Source organism: Pseudomonas sp. GW821-FHT05H12, assembly GCF_059419385.1.
Genome location: NZ_JBWKRS010000006.1, coordinates 113,160 through 129,646, shown reverse-complemented (window position 1 = coordinate 129,646; position 16,487 = coordinate 113,160). Strand labels below are relative to the sequence as shown.

Sequence of the window (16,487 nt, the reverse complement as noted above, 5' to 3'; positions counted from 1 at the left end):
CCGCGATTGCGGTGCGTCAGACAAACTGAAAGCTATCAGCATCCAGGTTCGCCGGAAATTTAGTGCGATAGGCCGCCAACTCCGCCGAATTCAGGCTCACCTGAAACACCCCATCCGCCTCCCCCGCACTCAGCAACGTCTCGCCCTGGAAGTCCAGCACCTGGCTGTCGCCGGTGTAGGCAAAGCCCTTGCCGTCGGTACCGACCCGGTTCACCGCCGCCACGTAGCACAGGTTCTCGATGGCGCGCGCGGGCAACAGTCGATTCCAGTGCTGGCGCCGCGCACCGGGCCAGTTGGCGGTGTACAGCAGCAGGTCGGTGTCGTGAGCGTCGCGGCTCCACACCGGGAAGCGCAGGTCGTAGCAAATCAGCGGGCGAATGCGCCAGCCTTTCAATTCGAACTGCACTTGGCGCTCGCCCGGCGTGTAGTGGTCGTGCTCCCCTGCCATGCGGAACAGGTGACGCTTGTCGTAATGCAGCACTTCGCCATCCGGCCGTGCCCACAACAGGCGGTTGCGGTGGCTGCCGTCGGCGGCCTGGATAATCACGCTGCCGGTGATCACCGCGTTGTACTTGGCAGCCTGGGCCTGGAGCCAATGGTGGGTCGGGCCGCGCTCCGGCTCGGCCAGGGTTGCCGAGGCCATGGAGAAGCCGGTGGTGAACATCTCCGGCAACACGATCAGGTCAGCGCCCCTGGCCTGCTCCAGCAGCCCCTCGAAATGCTCGAGGTTGGCCTGGCGGTCGTGCCAGGCCAGGGTGGTCTGGATCAAGGCGATGTTCAGGTCGGGCAGTGCATTCAGATCACGCATAGTTTTTCCGCTGCCTGCTGCAGCGTCTCCTCGCATTTGGCAAAGCACAGGCGCACCAGGCGCTGGCCTTGGGGCGGGCTCTGGTAGAACACCGAGACCGGGATGGTCGCCACGCCGTGCTCGCGGGTCATCCACAAGGACATGGCGACATCGTCCAGGTCTGGGCGAATCTGTGAGTAATCCACCAATTGGAAATAGGTGCCGGTCACCCGGGTAAAGCTGAACCGCGATGGCGCCAGCAAGTCGCAGAACAGGTCACGCTTGGCCTGGTAGAACGCCGGCAGTTCCTCGACGTGTTCCGGGTGTTCGGCCATGAAGTCGGCCAACGCATATTGCAGCGGAGTCACGCCGCAGAAGTTGACGTACTGGTGCACCTTGCGCAGCTCGGCCGTGAGGGCCGGTGGGGCGACTACATAACCGGTTTTCCAACCCGTGACATGGTAGGTCTTGCCGAACGAGCTGACCACGAACGCCCGCTGGTACAGCTCTTCATGGGCCAGCACGCTGACGTGGGCTATGCCATCAAAGACCAGGTGTTCGTAGACTTCATCACTGACCAGGTAAATATCGCGGTCACGGATCAAGTCGGCCAATTGGTCCAGTTCGGCACGGCTGATCAGCGCGCCGGTGGGGTTGTGCGGCGAGTTGAGGATGATCATGCGCGTGCGTGGTGACAGCGCCGCCTTGATCTTCTCAAAGTCCAGCGCGAAGCCATCAAGGCTCAGTTGCACGTGCACGCAGCGGCCACCGGCCAGCTCGACCGAGGGCTCATAGCTGTCGTAGCTGGGGTCAAACACGATGACTTCATCACCGTTGCGAATCACCGCCTGGATCGCGCAGAAGATCGCCTCGGTGGCGCCCGGGGTGATGGTCACTTCACTGTCGGCATTGACCGTGGCGCCATAGCTACGGGCGATCTTGGCAGCCACCTGCTGACGCAATACGGGCAGGCCGGTCATGGGCGCATATTGGTTGTGGCCGAGGGCGATATGCTTGCCCACTGCATCGAGCAAGCCTTGGGGGCCATTGAAGTCAGGAAAGCCCTGGGACAGGTTGAGCGCGCCGGTTTCGGCGGCCAATTGCGACATGGTGGTGAAAATGGTCGTGCCGACGTTCGGCAGCTTGCTGGTGATCATCGAAAGGCCCCTGCAGGTGAACTCCAAGTTTTAAGCTGCCGGCCGCACGGGGTCAAGGCACAAACCTTCGCGCACAAAAAAGGGCTCATCAAGAGCCCTTTTTGCGAGGTCGAAATCAGCGCTTGTCGCGGCGCTTCTTGTCGGCCTTCTTGTGGTGAGTCATCAAACGACGCTTCTTGTTCACCTGGCGGTCAGTCAGCGTGTTTTTGTTGCCTTCGTACGGGTTGTCACCGCCTTTGAACTCGATGCGGATCGGCGTACCGACCAGCTTCAAGACGCGACGGTAGGTGTTTTCCAGGTAACGCACGTAGGACTTTGGCACCTTCTCGATCTGGTTACCGTGGATCACGATAATCGGCGGGTTGGCACCACCCAAGTGGGCGTAACGCAGTTTGATCCGGCGGTTGTTGACCATCGGCGGTGCGTGCTCGCCCACCGCGTCTTCCAGGATCTGGGTGAGACGGTTGGTCGGCCAGCGGGTGACCGCTGACTTGAACGAGTTCTGGACGGACGCGTAGAGGTTGCCCACGCCGGTACCGTGCAGGGCCGAGATGAAGTGGATATCGGCGAACTCGACGAAGAACAGCCGGCGCTGCAGCTCGATCTTGACGAAATCACGCTCGCTCGGCGTCATGCCGTCCCACTTGTTGATCGCGATCACCAGTGCCCGACCTGCCTCCAGGGCAAAGCCCAGCAGGTTGAGGTCGTGATCCACCACGCCTTCGCGGGCGTCCATCACAAAGATCACCACGTTGGCGTCTTTGATCGCTTGCAGGGTTTTCACCACCGAGAACTTTTCAACTTCCTCGTGGATCTTGCCGCGCTTGCGTACACCGGCGGTGTCGATCAGCGTGTACTTCTCGTCGTTACGTTCGAACGGGATGTAGATACTGTCGCGGGTGGTGCCTGGTTGGTCGTACACGATAACCCGGTCTTCACCGAGCATGCGGTTGACCAGCGTGGACTTGCCGACGTTGGGGCGGCCGATGATGGCGATCTTGATACCGTCTTTTTCGCTCGGGCCAGGAATGCGCTTGGCTTCCTCACCTTCGGCAACGATTTCTTCTTCGCCCTCTTCTTCCTCGACGTCATCCTTCGGGAAACTGCTCAGGGCAATTTCCAGCATCTGGGTAATGCCGCGACCGTGTGCACCGGCGATCGGGATCGCATCACCCAGGCCCATCGGGCTGAATTCGGCGCGGGCCAGTTCAGGATCGATGTTGTCGATCTTGTTGGCGACCACGTAGGAACGCTTGTTGCGCTTGCGCAGGTGCTCGCCAATCATCTGGTCAGCAGCGGTGTAGCCCGCGCGGGCGTCCACCAGGAACAACACGACATCGGCTTCTTCAATGGCCAGCAGCGACTGCTCGGCCATCTTTTCGTCCATGCCATGCTCGTCACCGGAGATACCACCGGTGTCGACAATAATGTAGGAGCGCCCTTGCCACTTTGCCTCACCGTATTGGCGATCACGGGTCAGACCGGACAAGTCGCCAACGATGGCGTCACGAGTCCTGGTCAGGCGGTTGAACAAGGTGGACTTGCCGACGTTAGGTCGGCCCACCAGGGCGATTACGGGAACCATGCGGCTCTCCACTTCGTTATTTCAGAAAATACAAAAGCCGCTGCAAGGCAGCGGCTGGTGCTCGGGGCAGCATCGTCAGATGCCGCATGCCCCGCCGAAGCGGGGCCGCCTGGGTGTTACCCCAAGCATAGTTCTTACTTGATGGTCAGCGCTTCCAGCTTGCCGCTGTTGCCAAACACATAAAGCATGTTACCCACGACCAGCGGACGAGCACGCAGGCCGTCGCTGTCGATACGCTCGCGACCGACAAAGCGACCGTCCACCTGGCTCAGCAGGTGCAGGTAGCCTTCGAAGTCACCCACGGCGACGTAGCTGGAGAAGACTTCCGGTGCCGACAGTTGACGGCGAGCCAGGGAGTCGTTGCTCCACAACGCAGTGGTGGAACGCTCGTCGACACTTTCAACGGTGCCCGACGCCAGGCTCACATAGACGCTGCCAAACCCTTGGGCGACACCGGCATAGCTGGAAGCATCACGCTGCCAGTTGATGCGGCCGCTCTGCAGGTCCAGCGCAGCCACGCGGCCCTGGTAGGTCGCGACGTAGATGGTTTCACCCGACAGCAGCAGGCCGCCGTCGATGTCCACTACGCGGTCCAGTTCGGAACGACCTTGAGGGATGGCCACACGGGTTTCCCAGGCCGGCACGCCGTTCTGGGTGTCCAGGGCGACCACTTTACCGGTCGACAGGCCTGCAACGGCCAGATTATTGGTCACAATCGGACCACTGGTGCCGCGCAACGTCAGGACCGCAGGGGTGCTGTCGTACAACCAGCGCTGGGTGCCGGTAGAGGCATCCAGGCCGATCACGCGGTCATCCTGGGTTTGCACCACAACGACGTCGCCGTTGGTAGCCGGTGCAGCCAGTACTTCGCTGGTCACGCGAGCGCGCCACTTTTCTTCACCGCTGCTGGAGTCCAGGGCAATCACATCACCCTTGAGCGTGCCCACCAGCACCAGGCCGTAGCCGACGCCCACACCACCGGAAACCGGCAGTTCGAGGTCTTTTTTCCACTTCACGTCGCCGTTCATGCGATCCATGGAGATGATCACACCCGTGGAGTCAGTGGCGACAATGTTGTCGCCATCGATCGCGGGTTGCAGCAGGTTGTAGAGGTCACCCTGACCATCACCAACCGAGCGGCTCCACTGCTTTTGCAGGATCACTTCTTCCTTGAAGCTGGTCAGCTCGGCAGGAGGCAGTTCTTTTTTGCTGTTGCTGCTGCAACCCGCGGCCAAAACGGCCAGAGCCAGCAATGCTGCATGTTTCCAACGGATCACGTCACGCATCCCCTTTGGCCAAGTCGTCCAGCTTGATTTGTAAGCCACCGACCGCCGCTTCATCAGACAGCGCCGCCTTGGCTTTTTTGTACGCAGCATTGGCTTCGTCGTTACGACCCAGTTGGACCAACAGGTCGCCCTTGAGCTCTTCACGAGTGGCTACGAATGCCTTGTCAGCATCGCCGTCGAGCAGTTTGAGTGCTTCGTCAGCCTTGTTCTGTGCTGCCAATACCTGAGCCAGGCGCTGACGTGCGATTTCACCCAGAGTCGGGTTGGTCGGTTTGTCGGCGATGGCTTTCAGCTCAGCTGCAGCGTCATCCAGCTTGCCGGTGTCGACCGCGACTTTCGCGACGAACAGGCTGCCGTACTGGGCGTAGGTGCTACCGCCGAATTCGCTTTTCAGCTTGCCGGCCAGGTCTGCCACTTGCGCAGGGTCAGGCTTGCCGTCCGGCGTCAGCGTGGTTTCCAGCAATTGCTGATAGAGGATCGAGGCGCCTTGGGACTGGTTGGCCTGATACTTGTGCCAGGCTTGCCAGCCGAACACCACCACTAAAGCCAGCAGGCCGCCAGTTACCAGGGGCTTGCCGTTACGCTGCCACCAGTCCTTCAGCTCGGCCAGTTGCTCATCATCAGTACTCGACACCCCAATACTCCTTAATCGCTAAATTCGGCTGTTCGACAGCTTCAACCCTGCACGACGCAGGTGGCCAAGTGCGCGGCGAGCGCATCAAAGGCAATGTTCTGTTGCTCGCCCTGGCCACGCAGGGGTTTGAAACCTATCACTTGCTGGGCCAGTTCGTCATCGCCCAGGATCAGCGCATACAACGCGCCGCTCTTGTCGGCCTTCTTGAACTGGCTCTTGAAGCTGCCGGCGCCGGCATTGACCTGCAGGCGCAGGTTCGGCAGTTGGTCGCGCACTTTTTCGCTCAAGGCCAGGGCTGCCAGTTCGGCGGCCTCGCCAAAGGCGCACAGGTACACGTCCACCTGACGGGAGATCTCTTCCGGGACCTTCTCCAGGGTTTCCAGCAGGAGGATCAGCCGCTCGATGCCCATGGCAAAGCCCACGCCCGTGGTCGGCTTGCCGCCCATCTGCTCGACCAGGCCGTCGTAACGACCACCGGCACAGACGGTGCCCTGGGCACCGAGTTTGTCGGTGACCCACTCGAACACGGTCTTGCTGTAGTAATCGAGGCCACGCACCAGCTTGGTGTTGATCACGAACGGAATACCGGCCGCGTCCAAACGAACCTTGAGGCCCTCGAAGTGGATACGGGATTCGTCGTCCAGGTAATCGGCCATTTTCGGTGCATTGACCAGCACAGCCTGGGTGTCAGCGTTCTTGGTATCCAGCACGCGCAACGGGTTGGTTTTCAGACGGCGCTGGCTGTCTTCGTCCAATTTGTCCAGGTGGGCCGACAGGTACTCGACCAAGGCCACTTTATAGCGGCCACGGGATTCACTGGTGCCCAGGCTGTTGAGTTCAAGCTTGACCGCGTCACGGATGCCCAACAGGCCCCACAGGCGCCAGGTCAGCACGATCAGCTCGGCGTCGATGTCCGGGCCATCGATGTTGAACACTTCCAGGCCGATCTGGTGAAACTGGCGATAACGGCCTTTCTGTGGACGTTCGTGACGGAACATCGGGCCGATGTACCACAACTTCTGCGGCTGGCCAGCACCGGTAAGACCATGCTCAAGCACAGCACGCACGCACGCCGCGGTGCCTTCCGGACGCAGGGTCAGGGAGTCGCCGTTGCGGTCTTCAAAGGTATACATCTCTTTTTCGACGATGTCGGTCACTTCACCGATGGAGCGCTTGAAGAGTTCGGTGAATTCCACGATCGGCATGCGGATCTGCTTGTAACCGTAGTTATCCAGCAGGCGCGCGACGGTGCTTTCGAAGTAACGCCACAACGGCGTCTGCTCCGGCAGGATGTCGTTCATGCCACGAATGGCTTGCAGAGACTTGCTCACATCAAATCCTTAAATTCGTTCAATCAGCCGCGCGCGATCAGCGCTGCGTCAGCCGCGACCTTCTCGGCCGCTTTCTCGCGGATCAGTCTTTCGAGCTCATCCACCAGATTATCATTCGTCAACTTCTGCGACGGCTTGCCATCGATGTAGATCAGGTTCGGTGTACCGCCGGTTAACCCGATGTGTGCCTCTTTGGCTTCACCCGGGCCGTTGACCACGCACCCGATGACCGCAACATCCAGCGGCACCAGCAGGTCTTCGAGGCGCCCTTCCAGTTCGTTCATGGTTTTCACCACGTCGAAGTTCTGCCGCGAGCAGCTCGGGCAGGCAATGAAGTTGATGCCACGGGAACGCAAATGCAGGGATTTGAGAATGTCGTAACCGACTTTCACTTCCTCTACAGGGTCTGCCGCCAGGGAGATGCGGATGGTATCGCCAATCCCTTCGGCGAGCAGCATACCGAGACCCACCGCAGATTTCACTGTGCCTGAGCGCAAACCGCCCGCTTCAGTGATACCCAGGTGCAGGGGCTGCACGATTTCCTTGGCCAGCAGGCGGTAGGCTTCCACCGCCATGAACACGTCGGAGGCCTTTACGCTGACCTTGAAGTCCTGGAAATTCAGGCGTTCAAGGTGCTCAACGTGGCGCAACGCCGATTCAACCAGCGCAGCCGGCGTCGGCTCGCCGTATTTTTTTTGCAGGTCTTTTTCCAGGGAGCCGGCGTTCACGCCGATTCGGATTGGAATACCGCGATCACGGGCGGCATCCACCACCGCACGCACGCGGTCTTCACGGCCGATGTTGCCCGGGTTGATCCGCAGGCAATCAACGCCCAGTTCGGCTACACGCAACGCGATCTTGTAGTCGAAGTGGATGTCGGCAACCAGTGGCACCTTGACCAGTTGCTTGATGCGACCAAAGGCTTCTGCAGCGTCCATGTCCGGCACGGATACCCGCACGATGTCCACGCCGGCCGCTTCCAGACGGTTGATCTGGGCAACGGTGGCAGCCACATCATTGGTGTCGCTGTTGGTCATGCTCTGTACCGCGATGGGGGCGTCGCCACCCACCGGCACCGAGCCGACCCAGATCTTGCGCGATACGCGACGTTTGATTGGAGATTCGCCGTGCATGACTATTGTCCCAACTTCAGGCGAGCGGTCTCGCCACTGGTGAACGGCGCTACGTCCACAGGCTGGCCGTTGTAGGCCACTTGCGCGCCACGGGCAAAGCCCAGACGCAGCGTCAAAGGAGGCTTGCCGCCCTGGTCGAGCGTATCTCCCTTACGCTTCAGTCCGCTAAACAGCACTTTGCCATTGCCATCGGTGACTTGCGTCCAGCAGTCCGCGATGAAGGTAATCTGGATACGTCCGTCCCCCGCAATCAATGCTGGGGTGGTGGGTGGCGAAATCGCTGGTGCAGCCGGGGTGGCTGGCGCAGGGGTCGCTGGCGCTTGAACCGGCGCGGCAGGCGTGTGGGCCTGGGCAACGGGAGCCGCCGGGGTATGGGCCGGTGCAGCCGGTGTTGCCGGGGCGGGCACGGCTGCGGTGGTGGCAGGCGCGGTTTCAGGCGCTGGCTGCTCGGTGGCAGCAGGTGCTTCAGGCGCGGCTTGGCTCTCGGCCACGGCCTGGTCTTCCGGCTCGTCCAGCGGGTGAATCTGGGTGGTGCCGTCGGCGCTTTCGACTTCGACGTGCTCCATGGCGTTGCTGGTCAGGTCCTTGTTGCGCTGGGACGTCTGGTCTTGCCACCAGACGAAACCGCCGCCGATCACGGCGATCAGCAGCAACAGGCTGACGATTCGCAAAATGGTGTGGGAAACCCGCACAGGCTCTTCGATACGGCCCAGGCCATGCACATTGCTGCCCTGGGAGTCGGTGCCGGTGAACTGGTCGAATTCCTGGACAAGAACAGTCTGGTCAATGCCCAACAGCTTGGCATAAGCGCGGATATAGCCGCGGGCAAAGGTATGCCCTGGCAGCTTGTCGAACGCGCCGGCTTCCAGGTTGGCCAGGGATGTGCTGGTCAAATTGAGCTTGAGGGCCACTTCTGCCAGCGACCAACCATTGCTTTCGCGGGCCTGACGCAAGGTCTCGCCTGGGTTTACGCGATTAGCTGCTACAACTTCCGGGTGCGCCGCTTTCATCATTGCTCCGACAGGTATTGCTGATATTCCGGCGTACCGGGATAGAGTCGTTCGAGTTGCTGGCCAAAACGTGCGGCCGTGTCGCGTTCTTCATGAACCGTCGCCAGGCGCACACCGAGCAATAGACTACGTGCATTTTGCCCGCTGAGCAGGCTAAAACGCTCGTAATAGTCACGTGCCGGCACATAATGCCTGTCTTCGTAAGACATCTCAGCCATTTCGAGCAATGCGCGTGGCTGGCGACTGTTCAAATGCAGGGCTTTTTCCAGCTGCTGGCGGGCGCTGTCGCGCTGGCCGAGGCGCATCGAGGTTATCCCAAGGTTCTCGAATACCCGCGACCGCTCTGGGTAGAGAGCGTCGGCGCTGGCTTGTTGGAAATACTGGGAGGCCTGGTCATAACGTTTCTGCGCGAATAAAAAGCTGCCGTAGTTGTTCAGCAGCCGCGCATCGGCGGGACGGGAGGCCAGGGCCTTCTGGAAATACTGATCGGCCAATTCAGGCTCGGCCTGGGCCTGGAACACCAAGGCCAGCGCCGCATTGGCGTCGGCATCGTCGCTGTCCAGCTCAAGGGCCTTCTTCAACGGCACCTTGGCCTGCTCGCTCATGCCTTGCTGCAGGTAACCCAAACCCAGTTGCACATAGGCAACTCGCGCCTCGTCACGGCCTTTACCGGTTTGCAAAGGGCGGTCATGGCCCGATGAAACACAACCAGCCGACAGGCCGGTAACAAGCAAAAGCAGCGCAAGGCGCAAGGGCATAGAGATCCTCTCTCAGATTCGATTCACAGCAATCAGCGGTAAATCGTCGGCGGCGTTCTGTTCGCGTCCGGCGATATAACGTTCGCTGCGGCGGGTGCGGTCCATCACCTGCCCTACCAATTGGCCACAGGCGGCGTCGATGTCTTCACCACGGGTGGTGCGGACGGTGACGTTGTAGCCAGCCTGGTGCAGTTGATCCTGGAAACGGCGGATGGCGTTGTTGCTCGGCCGCTCGTAGCCAGAATGGGGAAACGGGTTAAACGGAATCAGGTTGATCTTGCACGGCGTGTCCTTGAGCAACTCGATCATCTCGACCGCGTGCTCGACCTTGTCGTTGATGTCCTTGAGCAGTGTGTACTCAATGGTCAACACACGCTTTTCGCCGAGGGTTGCCATGTAGCGCTGGCAAGATTCGAGCAGCATCTTAAGCGGATACTTCTTGTTGATCGGCACCAATTGGTTACGCAATGCGTCATTGGGTGCGTGCAGCGACAGCGCCAGAGAGACGTCGATGTGCTTGGCCAGCTCATCGATCATCGGGACCACGCCGGAGGTCGACAGGGTTACACGGCGCTTGGAGATGCCGTACCCCAGGTCGTCCATCATCAGGTGCATGGCCGAAATGACGTTGTCGAAGTTCAGCAGCGGCTCACCCATGCCCATCATCACCACGTTGGTGATGGCACGGTCGACGGTCGCCGGGACGCTGCCAAAGGATTTGTTGGCAATCCACACCTGGCCGATCACTTCGGCGGCAGTGAGGTTGCTGTTGAAGCCTTGCTTGCCGGTGGAGCAGAAACTGCAGTCCAGGGCACAGCCTGCCTGGGACGAAACGCACAAGGTGCCGCGCTTGCCCTGGGGAATGTACACGGTCTCGACGCAGCTGCCGGACGCCACGCGCACCACCCACTTACGGGTGCCGTCGCTGGAGATGTCTTCGCTGACCACTTCGGGACCACGGACCTCAGCAATGGCCTTGAGCTTGTCGCGCAGGGCCTTGCTGACGTTCGTCATGGCGTCGAAATCGTCGACGCCAAAGTGGTGAATCCACTTCATTACCTGACCGGCACGGAAACGCTTCTCCCCGATTGAGTCGAAGAATTTCTCCATTTCCGGCTGAGTCAGACCCAGCAGGTTGGTTTTAACAGTCGATGTAGTCATGGATTCACCCTCACTCTTTAAGCCGATGCTTAGCGAGCGGTTACTTCAGTAGCAGCGAAAAAGTAAGCGATTTCGCGAGCAGCAGCGGCTTCGGAGTCCGAACCGTGAACAGCGTTGGCGTCGATGGACTCAGCGAAGTCAGCACGGATGGTGCCAGCAGCTGCTTCTTTAGGGTTGGTAGCGCCCATCAGCTCACGGTTCAGAGCGATAGCGTTTTCGCCTTCCAGAACCTGAACAACAACAGGACCGGAGATCATGAAGGCAACCAGGTCGCCGAAGAAACCACGAGCGCTGTGCTCAGCGTAGAAGCCTTCAGCTTCAGCTTTGGACAGTTGCTTGAGTTTCGAAGCTACAACCTTCAGGCCGGCTTTTTCGAAACGAGTGGTGATCTCGCCGATGACGTTTTTTGCAACAGCGTCAGGCTTGATGATGGAGAAAGTACGTTGAACAGCCATGGTGTAACTCCAGAAACGGTAATTTACGAAAAATTAAACCCGCGAATTATACGCGGGTTATTGGGTATTGCCTAACCTGCCGGGATGATCAGTCGATTTCTTCGATCCAGAGTGCCTGGACCGCTTCCAAGACCTTCTCGCCACAGCGGCCAGAAGTATTGTCAAAATCAGGCAGCTCCATGATCCAGTGCTGCAGATCAACGAAGTTGACCGTCAGCGGACTCACGTCCGGCTTGGCTTCAGCGAGTTCTTCAGCAATACGCTGTACATCATTCCAACCATAACTCATGACAGTTCTACCAATCAGTGCGGCGCTTCGGCGGCATGGTTGAGCGAATACTTCGGAATTTCGACAGTGATATCTTCAGTCCCGACCTTTGCCTGACAGCTTAGGCGCGAATGAGCTTCCAGGCCCCATGCGCGATCAAGAAAGTCCTCTTCCAGCTCGTCAGCTTCTTCCAGGGTATTGAAACCCTCACGAATGATGCAGTGACAGGTGGTGCAGGCGCAGACACCGCCGCAGGCACTCTCGATCTCGATGTGGTTGTCATGGGCAACTTCGAGGATGGACTTGCCGGTCTCAGCCTCCACGACCATACCGTCCGGGCAATGCTCGGCGTGTGGCAGAAAAATGACCTGCGGCATTAATTATTCCTCGATTTCATTCAGGTTGCGTCCCGCCAGGGCGGCTTTTACCGTCTGGTCCATACGACGGGCGGCAAAGGCATCGGTCACTTGCGACAGGCGCTTGGTCTGTTGCTCGATGGCGTAACCATCGGAGCCTTTCATCAGTTCGGCCAGTTCCTGCATCTGCAGGTCGATGACCATGCGTTCTTCGGCATCCAGCAGGCGCTCGCCATCAACATCAAGGGCGCCCTGCACCGCTTCAAGCAGGCGCTGAGCATCCACTTGCTGCTCACGCAACACGCGGGCGACCTTGTCGTCACCGGCGTATTGGAAGGAGTCCTTGAGCATCTTGGCGATTTCACCGTCGGTGAGGCCGTAGGACGGCTTGACCTGGATGCTGGCTTCAACGCCCGAACCCAGCTCGCGCGCCGCCACATTCAACAGGCCGTCAGCGTCGACCTGGAAGGTCACGCGAATCTTTGCTGCGCCCGCGACCATGGCCGGGATACCGCGCAATTCAAAGCGCGCCAGGGAGCGACAGTCGCTGATCAGCTCGCGCTCGCCTTGCAGCACATGGATCATCATGGCCGTCTGGCCATCTTTGTAGGTGGTGAAGTCCTGGGCACGGGCGACAGGGATGGTGGTGTTGCGTGGAATCACCTTCTCCATCAGGCCGCCCATGGTTTCCAGCCCCAGGGACAACGGAATCACGTCGAGCAGAAGCAGTTCGCCACCATCGCGCTTGTTGCCGGCCAAGGTATCGGCCTGGATCGCAGCACCAATGGCCACCACTTGATCCGGGTCGATTTCAGTCAACGGCTGACGGCCAAAGGCTTCAGCCACCGCCTCGCGAACGCGCGGCACGCGTGTGGAACCACCGACCATGACCACGGCACCGACGTCTTCCAGCTCGATACCGGAGTCACGCACGGCACGGCGACAGGCTTTCAGGCTACGGGCGACCATCGGCTCGATGAGCGAATCGAAAGCTTCACGAGTCAGCTGAGCCGACCAATTGCCGTAGGAAACCTCGACAGAAGCAGCATCCGTCAGCGCTTCCTTGGCGGCGCAGGCGGTTTGCAGCAGGTTACGCTGTGCGCCCGGGTCCAGGTCAGCCGACAAGCCGGCGCTGCTGATGATCCAGCCTGCAATGGCGTGGTCGAAGTCATCGCCGCCCAGGGCGCTGTCGCCACCGGTGGCCAGCACTTCGAAGACACCGCCGGTCAGGCGCAGGATCGAAATATCAAAGGTGCCGCCGCCCAGGTCATAGATAGCGACCAGGCCTTCGGCGTGCTGGTCCAGGCCATAGGCCACAGCCGCCGCAGTCGGCTCATTGAGCAGGCGCAGCACGTTCAGGCCGGCGAGTTTCGCCGCATCCTTGGTGGCTTGGCGCTGAGCGTCATCGAAGTAAGCAGGCACCGTGATCACCGCACCGACCAGTTCGCCACCCAAGGTGTTCTCCGCACGCTGGCGCAGCACCTTGAGGATATCGGCCGACACTTCCACCGGACTTTTCGGGCCCTGGACAGTGTCGATGAACGGCATATGGGATTCGCCACCGACAAAACGGTACGGCAACTGGTCACCCAATTGCTTGACGTCGGACAGACCACGACCCATCAAACGCTTGACCGACAGTACGGTGTTCAACGGGTCGGTAGAGGCTGCCAGCTTGGCCGACTCACCGACTTCGGTGCGATCGGCGTGGTAGCGCACGGCAGACGGCAGGATCACCTGGCCATCAGCGTCGGGCAACGGCTCGGACAGGCCGCTGCGCAAGGCAGCAACCAGGGAATTGGTGGTGCCCAGGTCAATCCCGACCGCCAGGCGACGCTGGTGCGGTTGAGGGCTTTGGCCGGGTTCGGCGATTTGCAGTAGGGCCATGGTAATCAGGTCTTATCTGTCTATCAGGCGTGCATCACGGGCAGCACACTGGGTTAATCGTCGAGGCGCTCTTCTAGCTGGCGCACTTCGTAGGTGAGCTTGTCGAGGAACTGCATGCGCCGCATCAGGCGCTCGGCCTGCTCGCGTTGCGCTGCATCATCCCAACAGGCTGCGAAGCTTTCGTTGAGCTCATCCTGGGCCGTTTTCAGACGACGCTTAAAGACTGCGACACCCGCCAGGTCGGCTTCGTCCTGCAGGTCTTCGAGCTCTTCGCGCCATTGCATCTGCTGCATCAGGAAGTCCGGGTCGTGCACCGTGACTTCAAGCGGCAACTCCCCACCGTTCATTGCGAGCAGATAGCGCGCACGCTTGGGTGGGTTTTTCAGCGTCTGATAGGCTTCGTTGAGGCTGGCCGACTTCTCCAGCGCCACGCGCTGCTCACGCTCGGAAGCGTCAGCGAAGCGGTCTGGATGCACGCCACGCGCCAATTCTCGGTAGCGCGTGGCAAGCTGCTCGAGGTCCAGGCGAAAGCTCGGCTGCAGCTCGAATAAAGCGAAATGACAAGGAGTACCCACGAATAGCCTCAGATGTTGAAGCTTTCGCCGCAGCCACATTCACCGCGCACGTTGGGGTTGTTGAACTTGAAGCCTTCGTTCAACCCTTCCTTGACGAAATCGAGTTCGGTGCCGTCCAGGTAGGTCAGGCTTTTAGGGTCGATGATCACTTTTTCGCCGTGACTTTCGAACACCTGGTCTTCCGCAACCACCTCGTCGACAAACTCCAGCACGTAGGCAAGGCCGGAACAGCCCGTGGTGCGAACACCCAGACGAATCCCCTCACCTTTACCGCGCCCATTCAGGGAGCGGCGAATGTGCTGCGCAGCCGCTTCTGTCATGCTGATAGCCATCGTTGACTCCTTACTCGTCGCCAAATGCTTAGATCAAGCCTTTCTTCTGCTTGTAGTCGCGAACAGCTGCCTTGATGGCGTCTTCTGCGAGTACCGAGCAGTGGATTTTCACTGGCGGCAGGGCCAGTTCTTCGGCCAGCTGGGTGTTGCTGATAGTGACAGCCTCATCCAGGGTCTTGCCTTTCATCCATTCGGTCGCCAGGGAGCTGGAGGCGATGGCCGAACCGCAGCCGTAGGTCTTGAACTTGGCGTCTTCGATAACGCCCGCGTCGTTGACCTTGATCTGCAGGCGCATCACGTCGCCGCACGCCGGGGCGCCGACCATGCCGGTGCCGACATCTGGGTCTTCCGCGTCCATCTTGCCGACGTTACGCGGGTTTTCGTAGTGGTCGATGACCTTTTCGCTATAAGCCATGGTACTGAATCCTCACTCATCAGGGCCGCTCTGGAACCCTGTAGAAACGCCTGCGTTTTCCGCCACGTTCCTACAGAGCTGGGGTGGCGGCTTCTATAGTTAGTGTGCCGCCCACTCGATCTTGGAAATATCGACACCGTCTTTGTACATGTCCCACAGCGGCGACAGAACGCGCAGCTTGTTGACGGCTTCGCAGACTTTCTGCGCGGCGTAGTCGACTTGCTCTTCGGTGGTGAAACGGCCGAACGTAAAGCGGATCGAGCTGTGTGCCAGTTCGTCGTTGCGGCCCAGGGCGCGCAGTACGTACGAAGGCTCAAGGGATGCCGAGGTGCAGGCCGAACCGGACGAAACCGCCAGGTCCTTGAGCGCCATGATCAGCGACTCGCCTTCGACGTAGTTGAAGCTCAAATTCAGGTTGTGCGGTACACGGGCGGTCATGCTGCCGTTGATGTACAGCTCTTCAAGGCCTTCGACCTGCTTGTAGAAGCGGTCGCTCAGGGCTTTGATGCGGATGTTTTCGGCAGCCATGTCTTCCTTGGCTACGCGGAAGGCTTCGCCCATGCCGACGATCTGGTGGGTCGCCAGGGTGCCCGAACGCATGCCGCGCTCGTGACCGCCGCCGTGCATGGTGGCTTCGATGCGCACACGTGGCTTGCGGCTCACGTACAGCGCGCCGATGCCTTTAGGGCCGTAGGTCTTGTGGGCAGAGAACGACATCAGGTCGACTTTCAGCTTCGACAGGTCAATGTCGACCTTGCCGGTGGACTGGGCAGCGTCGACGTGCAGCAGCACGCCCTTGGAGCGGGTCAGCTCGCCAATGGCCGCGATGTCGTTGATGGTGCCGATTTCGTTGTTCACATGGATCACGGAAACCAGGATGGTGTCTTCACGCAGGGCTGCTTCGATCATGGCCGGGGTGACGATACCGTCGGTGGTTGGCTCGAGGTAGGTGACCTCGAAACCTTCACGCTCCAGTTGGCGCATGGTGTCGAGGACAGCCTTGTGCTCAATCTTGGTGGTGATCAGGTGCTTGCCTTTGGTCGCGTAGAAATGCGCCGCGCCCTTGATTGCCAGGTTGTCGGACTCGGTAGCACCGGAAGTCCAGACGATTTCGCGTGGGTCGGCATTAACCAGGTCGGCGACTTGACGACGAGCGTTCTCGACCGCTTCCTCGGCTTTCCAGCCGAATACGTGGGAACGGGAGGCTGGGTTGCCGAAGTTTCCGTCAACCAGCAGGCATTCGCTCATCTTTTGCGCGACACGCGGATCAACCGGGGTGGTCGCAGAGTAATCAAGGTAAATCGGCAATTTCATGGACTTTCTCCTAAATCAGGCTGGCTGGCGTGCCGTTAGCTCT

At 60.0% G+C, this 16,487-nt stretch carries 18 protein-coding genes; all 18 read right to left on the bottom strand.

The features are described 5' to 3' along the window. Window positions 1-16: 16 nt before the first annotated feature. The 18 genes from AC07SU_RS07525 to AC07SU_RS07440 all read right to left on the bottom strand — a co-directional run bounded on the left by AC07SU_RS07525 (window position 17) and on the right by AC07SU_RS07440 (window position 16,444). Window positions 17-808 carry an amidohydrolase gene (locus AC07SU_RS07525; RefSeq protein WP_494996639.1) on the bottom strand — a complete coding sequence of 264 codons (792 nt, stop codon included), beginning with the start codon at window positions 806-808 and terminating at the stop codon, window positions 17-19. Next, on the bottom strand, window positions 796-1,944 hold the full coding sequence (locus AC07SU_RS07520; RefSeq protein ID WP_494996638.1) for a pyridoxal phosphate-dependent aminotransferase: 1,149 nt from the start codon (window positions 1,942-1,944) through the stop codon (window positions 796-798). Before AC07SU_RS07520 ends, AC07SU_RS07525 begins: the two co-directional genes overlap by 13 nt. Window positions 1,945-2,059: 115 nt before the next feature. Further along, window positions 2,060-3,529: a ribosome biogenesis GTPase Der gene (der, locus tag AC07SU_RS07515; RefSeq protein WP_178921631.1), complete on the bottom strand. Its 1,470-nt coding sequence runs from the start codon at window positions 3,527-3,529 to the stop codon at window positions 2,060-2,062. Window positions 3,530-3,663: 134 nt separating this feature from the next. After that, window positions 3,664-4,815, bottom strand: a complete 1,152-nt coding sequence (gene bamB, locus AC07SU_RS07510) for an outer membrane protein assembly factor BamB (RefSeq protein WP_494996637.1) — start codon at window positions 4,813-4,815, stop codon at window positions 3,664-3,666. Beyond that, complete coding sequence (locus tag AC07SU_RS07505) at window positions 4,808-5,449, bottom strand: YfgM family protein (protein WP_176997026.1); 642 nt, start codon at window positions 5,447-5,449, stop codon at window positions 4,808-4,810. Before AC07SU_RS07505 ends, bamB begins: the two co-directional genes overlap by 8 nt. 41 nt (window positions 5,450-5,490) lie before the next feature. Further along, window positions 5,491-6,780: a histidine--tRNA ligase gene (gene hisS, locus AC07SU_RS07500; RefSeq protein ID WP_494996636.1), complete on the bottom strand. Its 1,290-nt coding sequence runs from the start codon at window positions 6,778-6,780 to the stop codon at window positions 5,491-5,493. Between the two features lie 23 nt (window positions 6,781-6,803). Next, window positions 6,804-7,913, bottom strand: a complete 1,110-nt coding sequence (gene ispG, locus AC07SU_RS07495; protein ID WP_025859271.1) for a flavodoxin-dependent (E)-4-hydroxy-3-methylbut-2-enyl-diphosphate synthase — start codon at window positions 7,911-7,913, stop codon at window positions 6,804-6,806. 2 nt (window positions 7,914-7,915) lie between these two features. Next, a complete protein-coding gene (locus tag AC07SU_RS07490) occupies window positions 7,916-8,923 on the bottom strand; it encodes a RodZ domain-containing protein (protein WP_494996635.1) in 1,008 nt (335 codons plus the stop codon). Further along, window positions 8,923-9,681, bottom strand: coding sequence for a type IV pilus biogenesis/stability protein PilW (gene pilW, locus AC07SU_RS07485; RefSeq protein WP_494996634.1), 759 nt, complete (start codon window positions 9,679-9,681; stop codon window positions 8,923-8,925). Before pilW ends, AC07SU_RS07490 begins: the two co-directional genes overlap by 1 nt. A gap of 12 nt (window positions 9,682-9,693) precedes the next feature. Continuing rightward, a complete protein-coding gene (gene rlmN, locus AC07SU_RS07480; RefSeq protein ID WP_176997022.1) occupies window positions 9,694-10,842 on the bottom strand; it encodes a dual-specificity RNA methyltransferase RlmN in 1,149 nt (382 codons plus the stop codon). A 29-nt stretch (window positions 10,843-10,871) separates the two neighbouring features. Continuing rightward, window positions 10,872-11,297 (bottom strand): nucleoside-diphosphate kinase, encoded by a 426-nt coding sequence (gene ndk, locus AC07SU_RS07475; protein ID WP_060754319.1) that lies wholly within the window; start codon window positions 11,295-11,297, stop codon window positions 10,872-10,874. An 88-nt stretch (window positions 11,298-11,385) separates the two neighbouring features. After that, window positions 11,386-11,586, bottom strand: coding sequence for a Fe-S cluster assembly protein IscX (iscX, locus tag AC07SU_RS07470; protein WP_494996633.1), 201 nt, complete (start codon window positions 11,584-11,586; stop codon window positions 11,386-11,388). 14 nt (window positions 11,587-11,600) lie between these two features. Continuing rightward, entirely contained in the window at window positions 11,601-11,942 is a 342-nt protein-coding gene (gene fdx, locus AC07SU_RS07465; RefSeq protein WP_017736823.1) for an ISC system 2Fe-2S type ferredoxin, read from the bottom strand. 3 nt (window positions 11,943-11,945) lie between these two features. Beyond that, on the bottom strand, window positions 11,946-13,808 hold the full coding sequence (gene hscA, locus AC07SU_RS07460; RefSeq protein ID WP_176997021.1) for a Fe-S protein assembly chaperone HscA: 1,863 nt from the start codon (window positions 13,806-13,808) through the stop codon (window positions 11,946-11,948). A 53-nt stretch (window positions 13,809-13,861) separates the two neighbouring features. Beyond that, on the bottom strand, window positions 13,862-14,383 hold the full coding sequence (gene hscB / locus AC07SU_RS07455) for a co-chaperone HscB (protein WP_038848811.1): 522 nt from the start codon (window positions 14,381-14,383) through the stop codon (window positions 13,862-13,864). Between the two features lie 8 nt (window positions 14,384-14,391). After that, window positions 14,392-14,715: an iron-sulfur cluster assembly protein IscA gene (gene iscA, locus AC07SU_RS07450; protein WP_003175963.1), complete on the bottom strand. Its 324-nt coding sequence runs from the start codon at window positions 14,713-14,715 to the stop codon at window positions 14,392-14,394. Window positions 14,716-14,743: 28 nt separating this feature from the next. Next, entirely contained in the window at window positions 14,744-15,130 is a 387-nt protein-coding gene (gene iscU, locus AC07SU_RS07445; protein WP_028617851.1) for a Fe-S cluster assembly scaffold IscU, read from the bottom strand. Window positions 15,131-15,229: 99 nt separating this feature from the next. Beyond that, window positions 15,230-16,444, bottom strand: a complete 1,215-nt coding sequence (locus AC07SU_RS07440) for an IscS subfamily cysteine desulfurase (RefSeq protein WP_176997020.1) — start codon at window positions 16,442-16,444, stop codon at window positions 15,230-15,232. Window positions 16,445-16,487 lie beyond the last annotated feature (43 nt).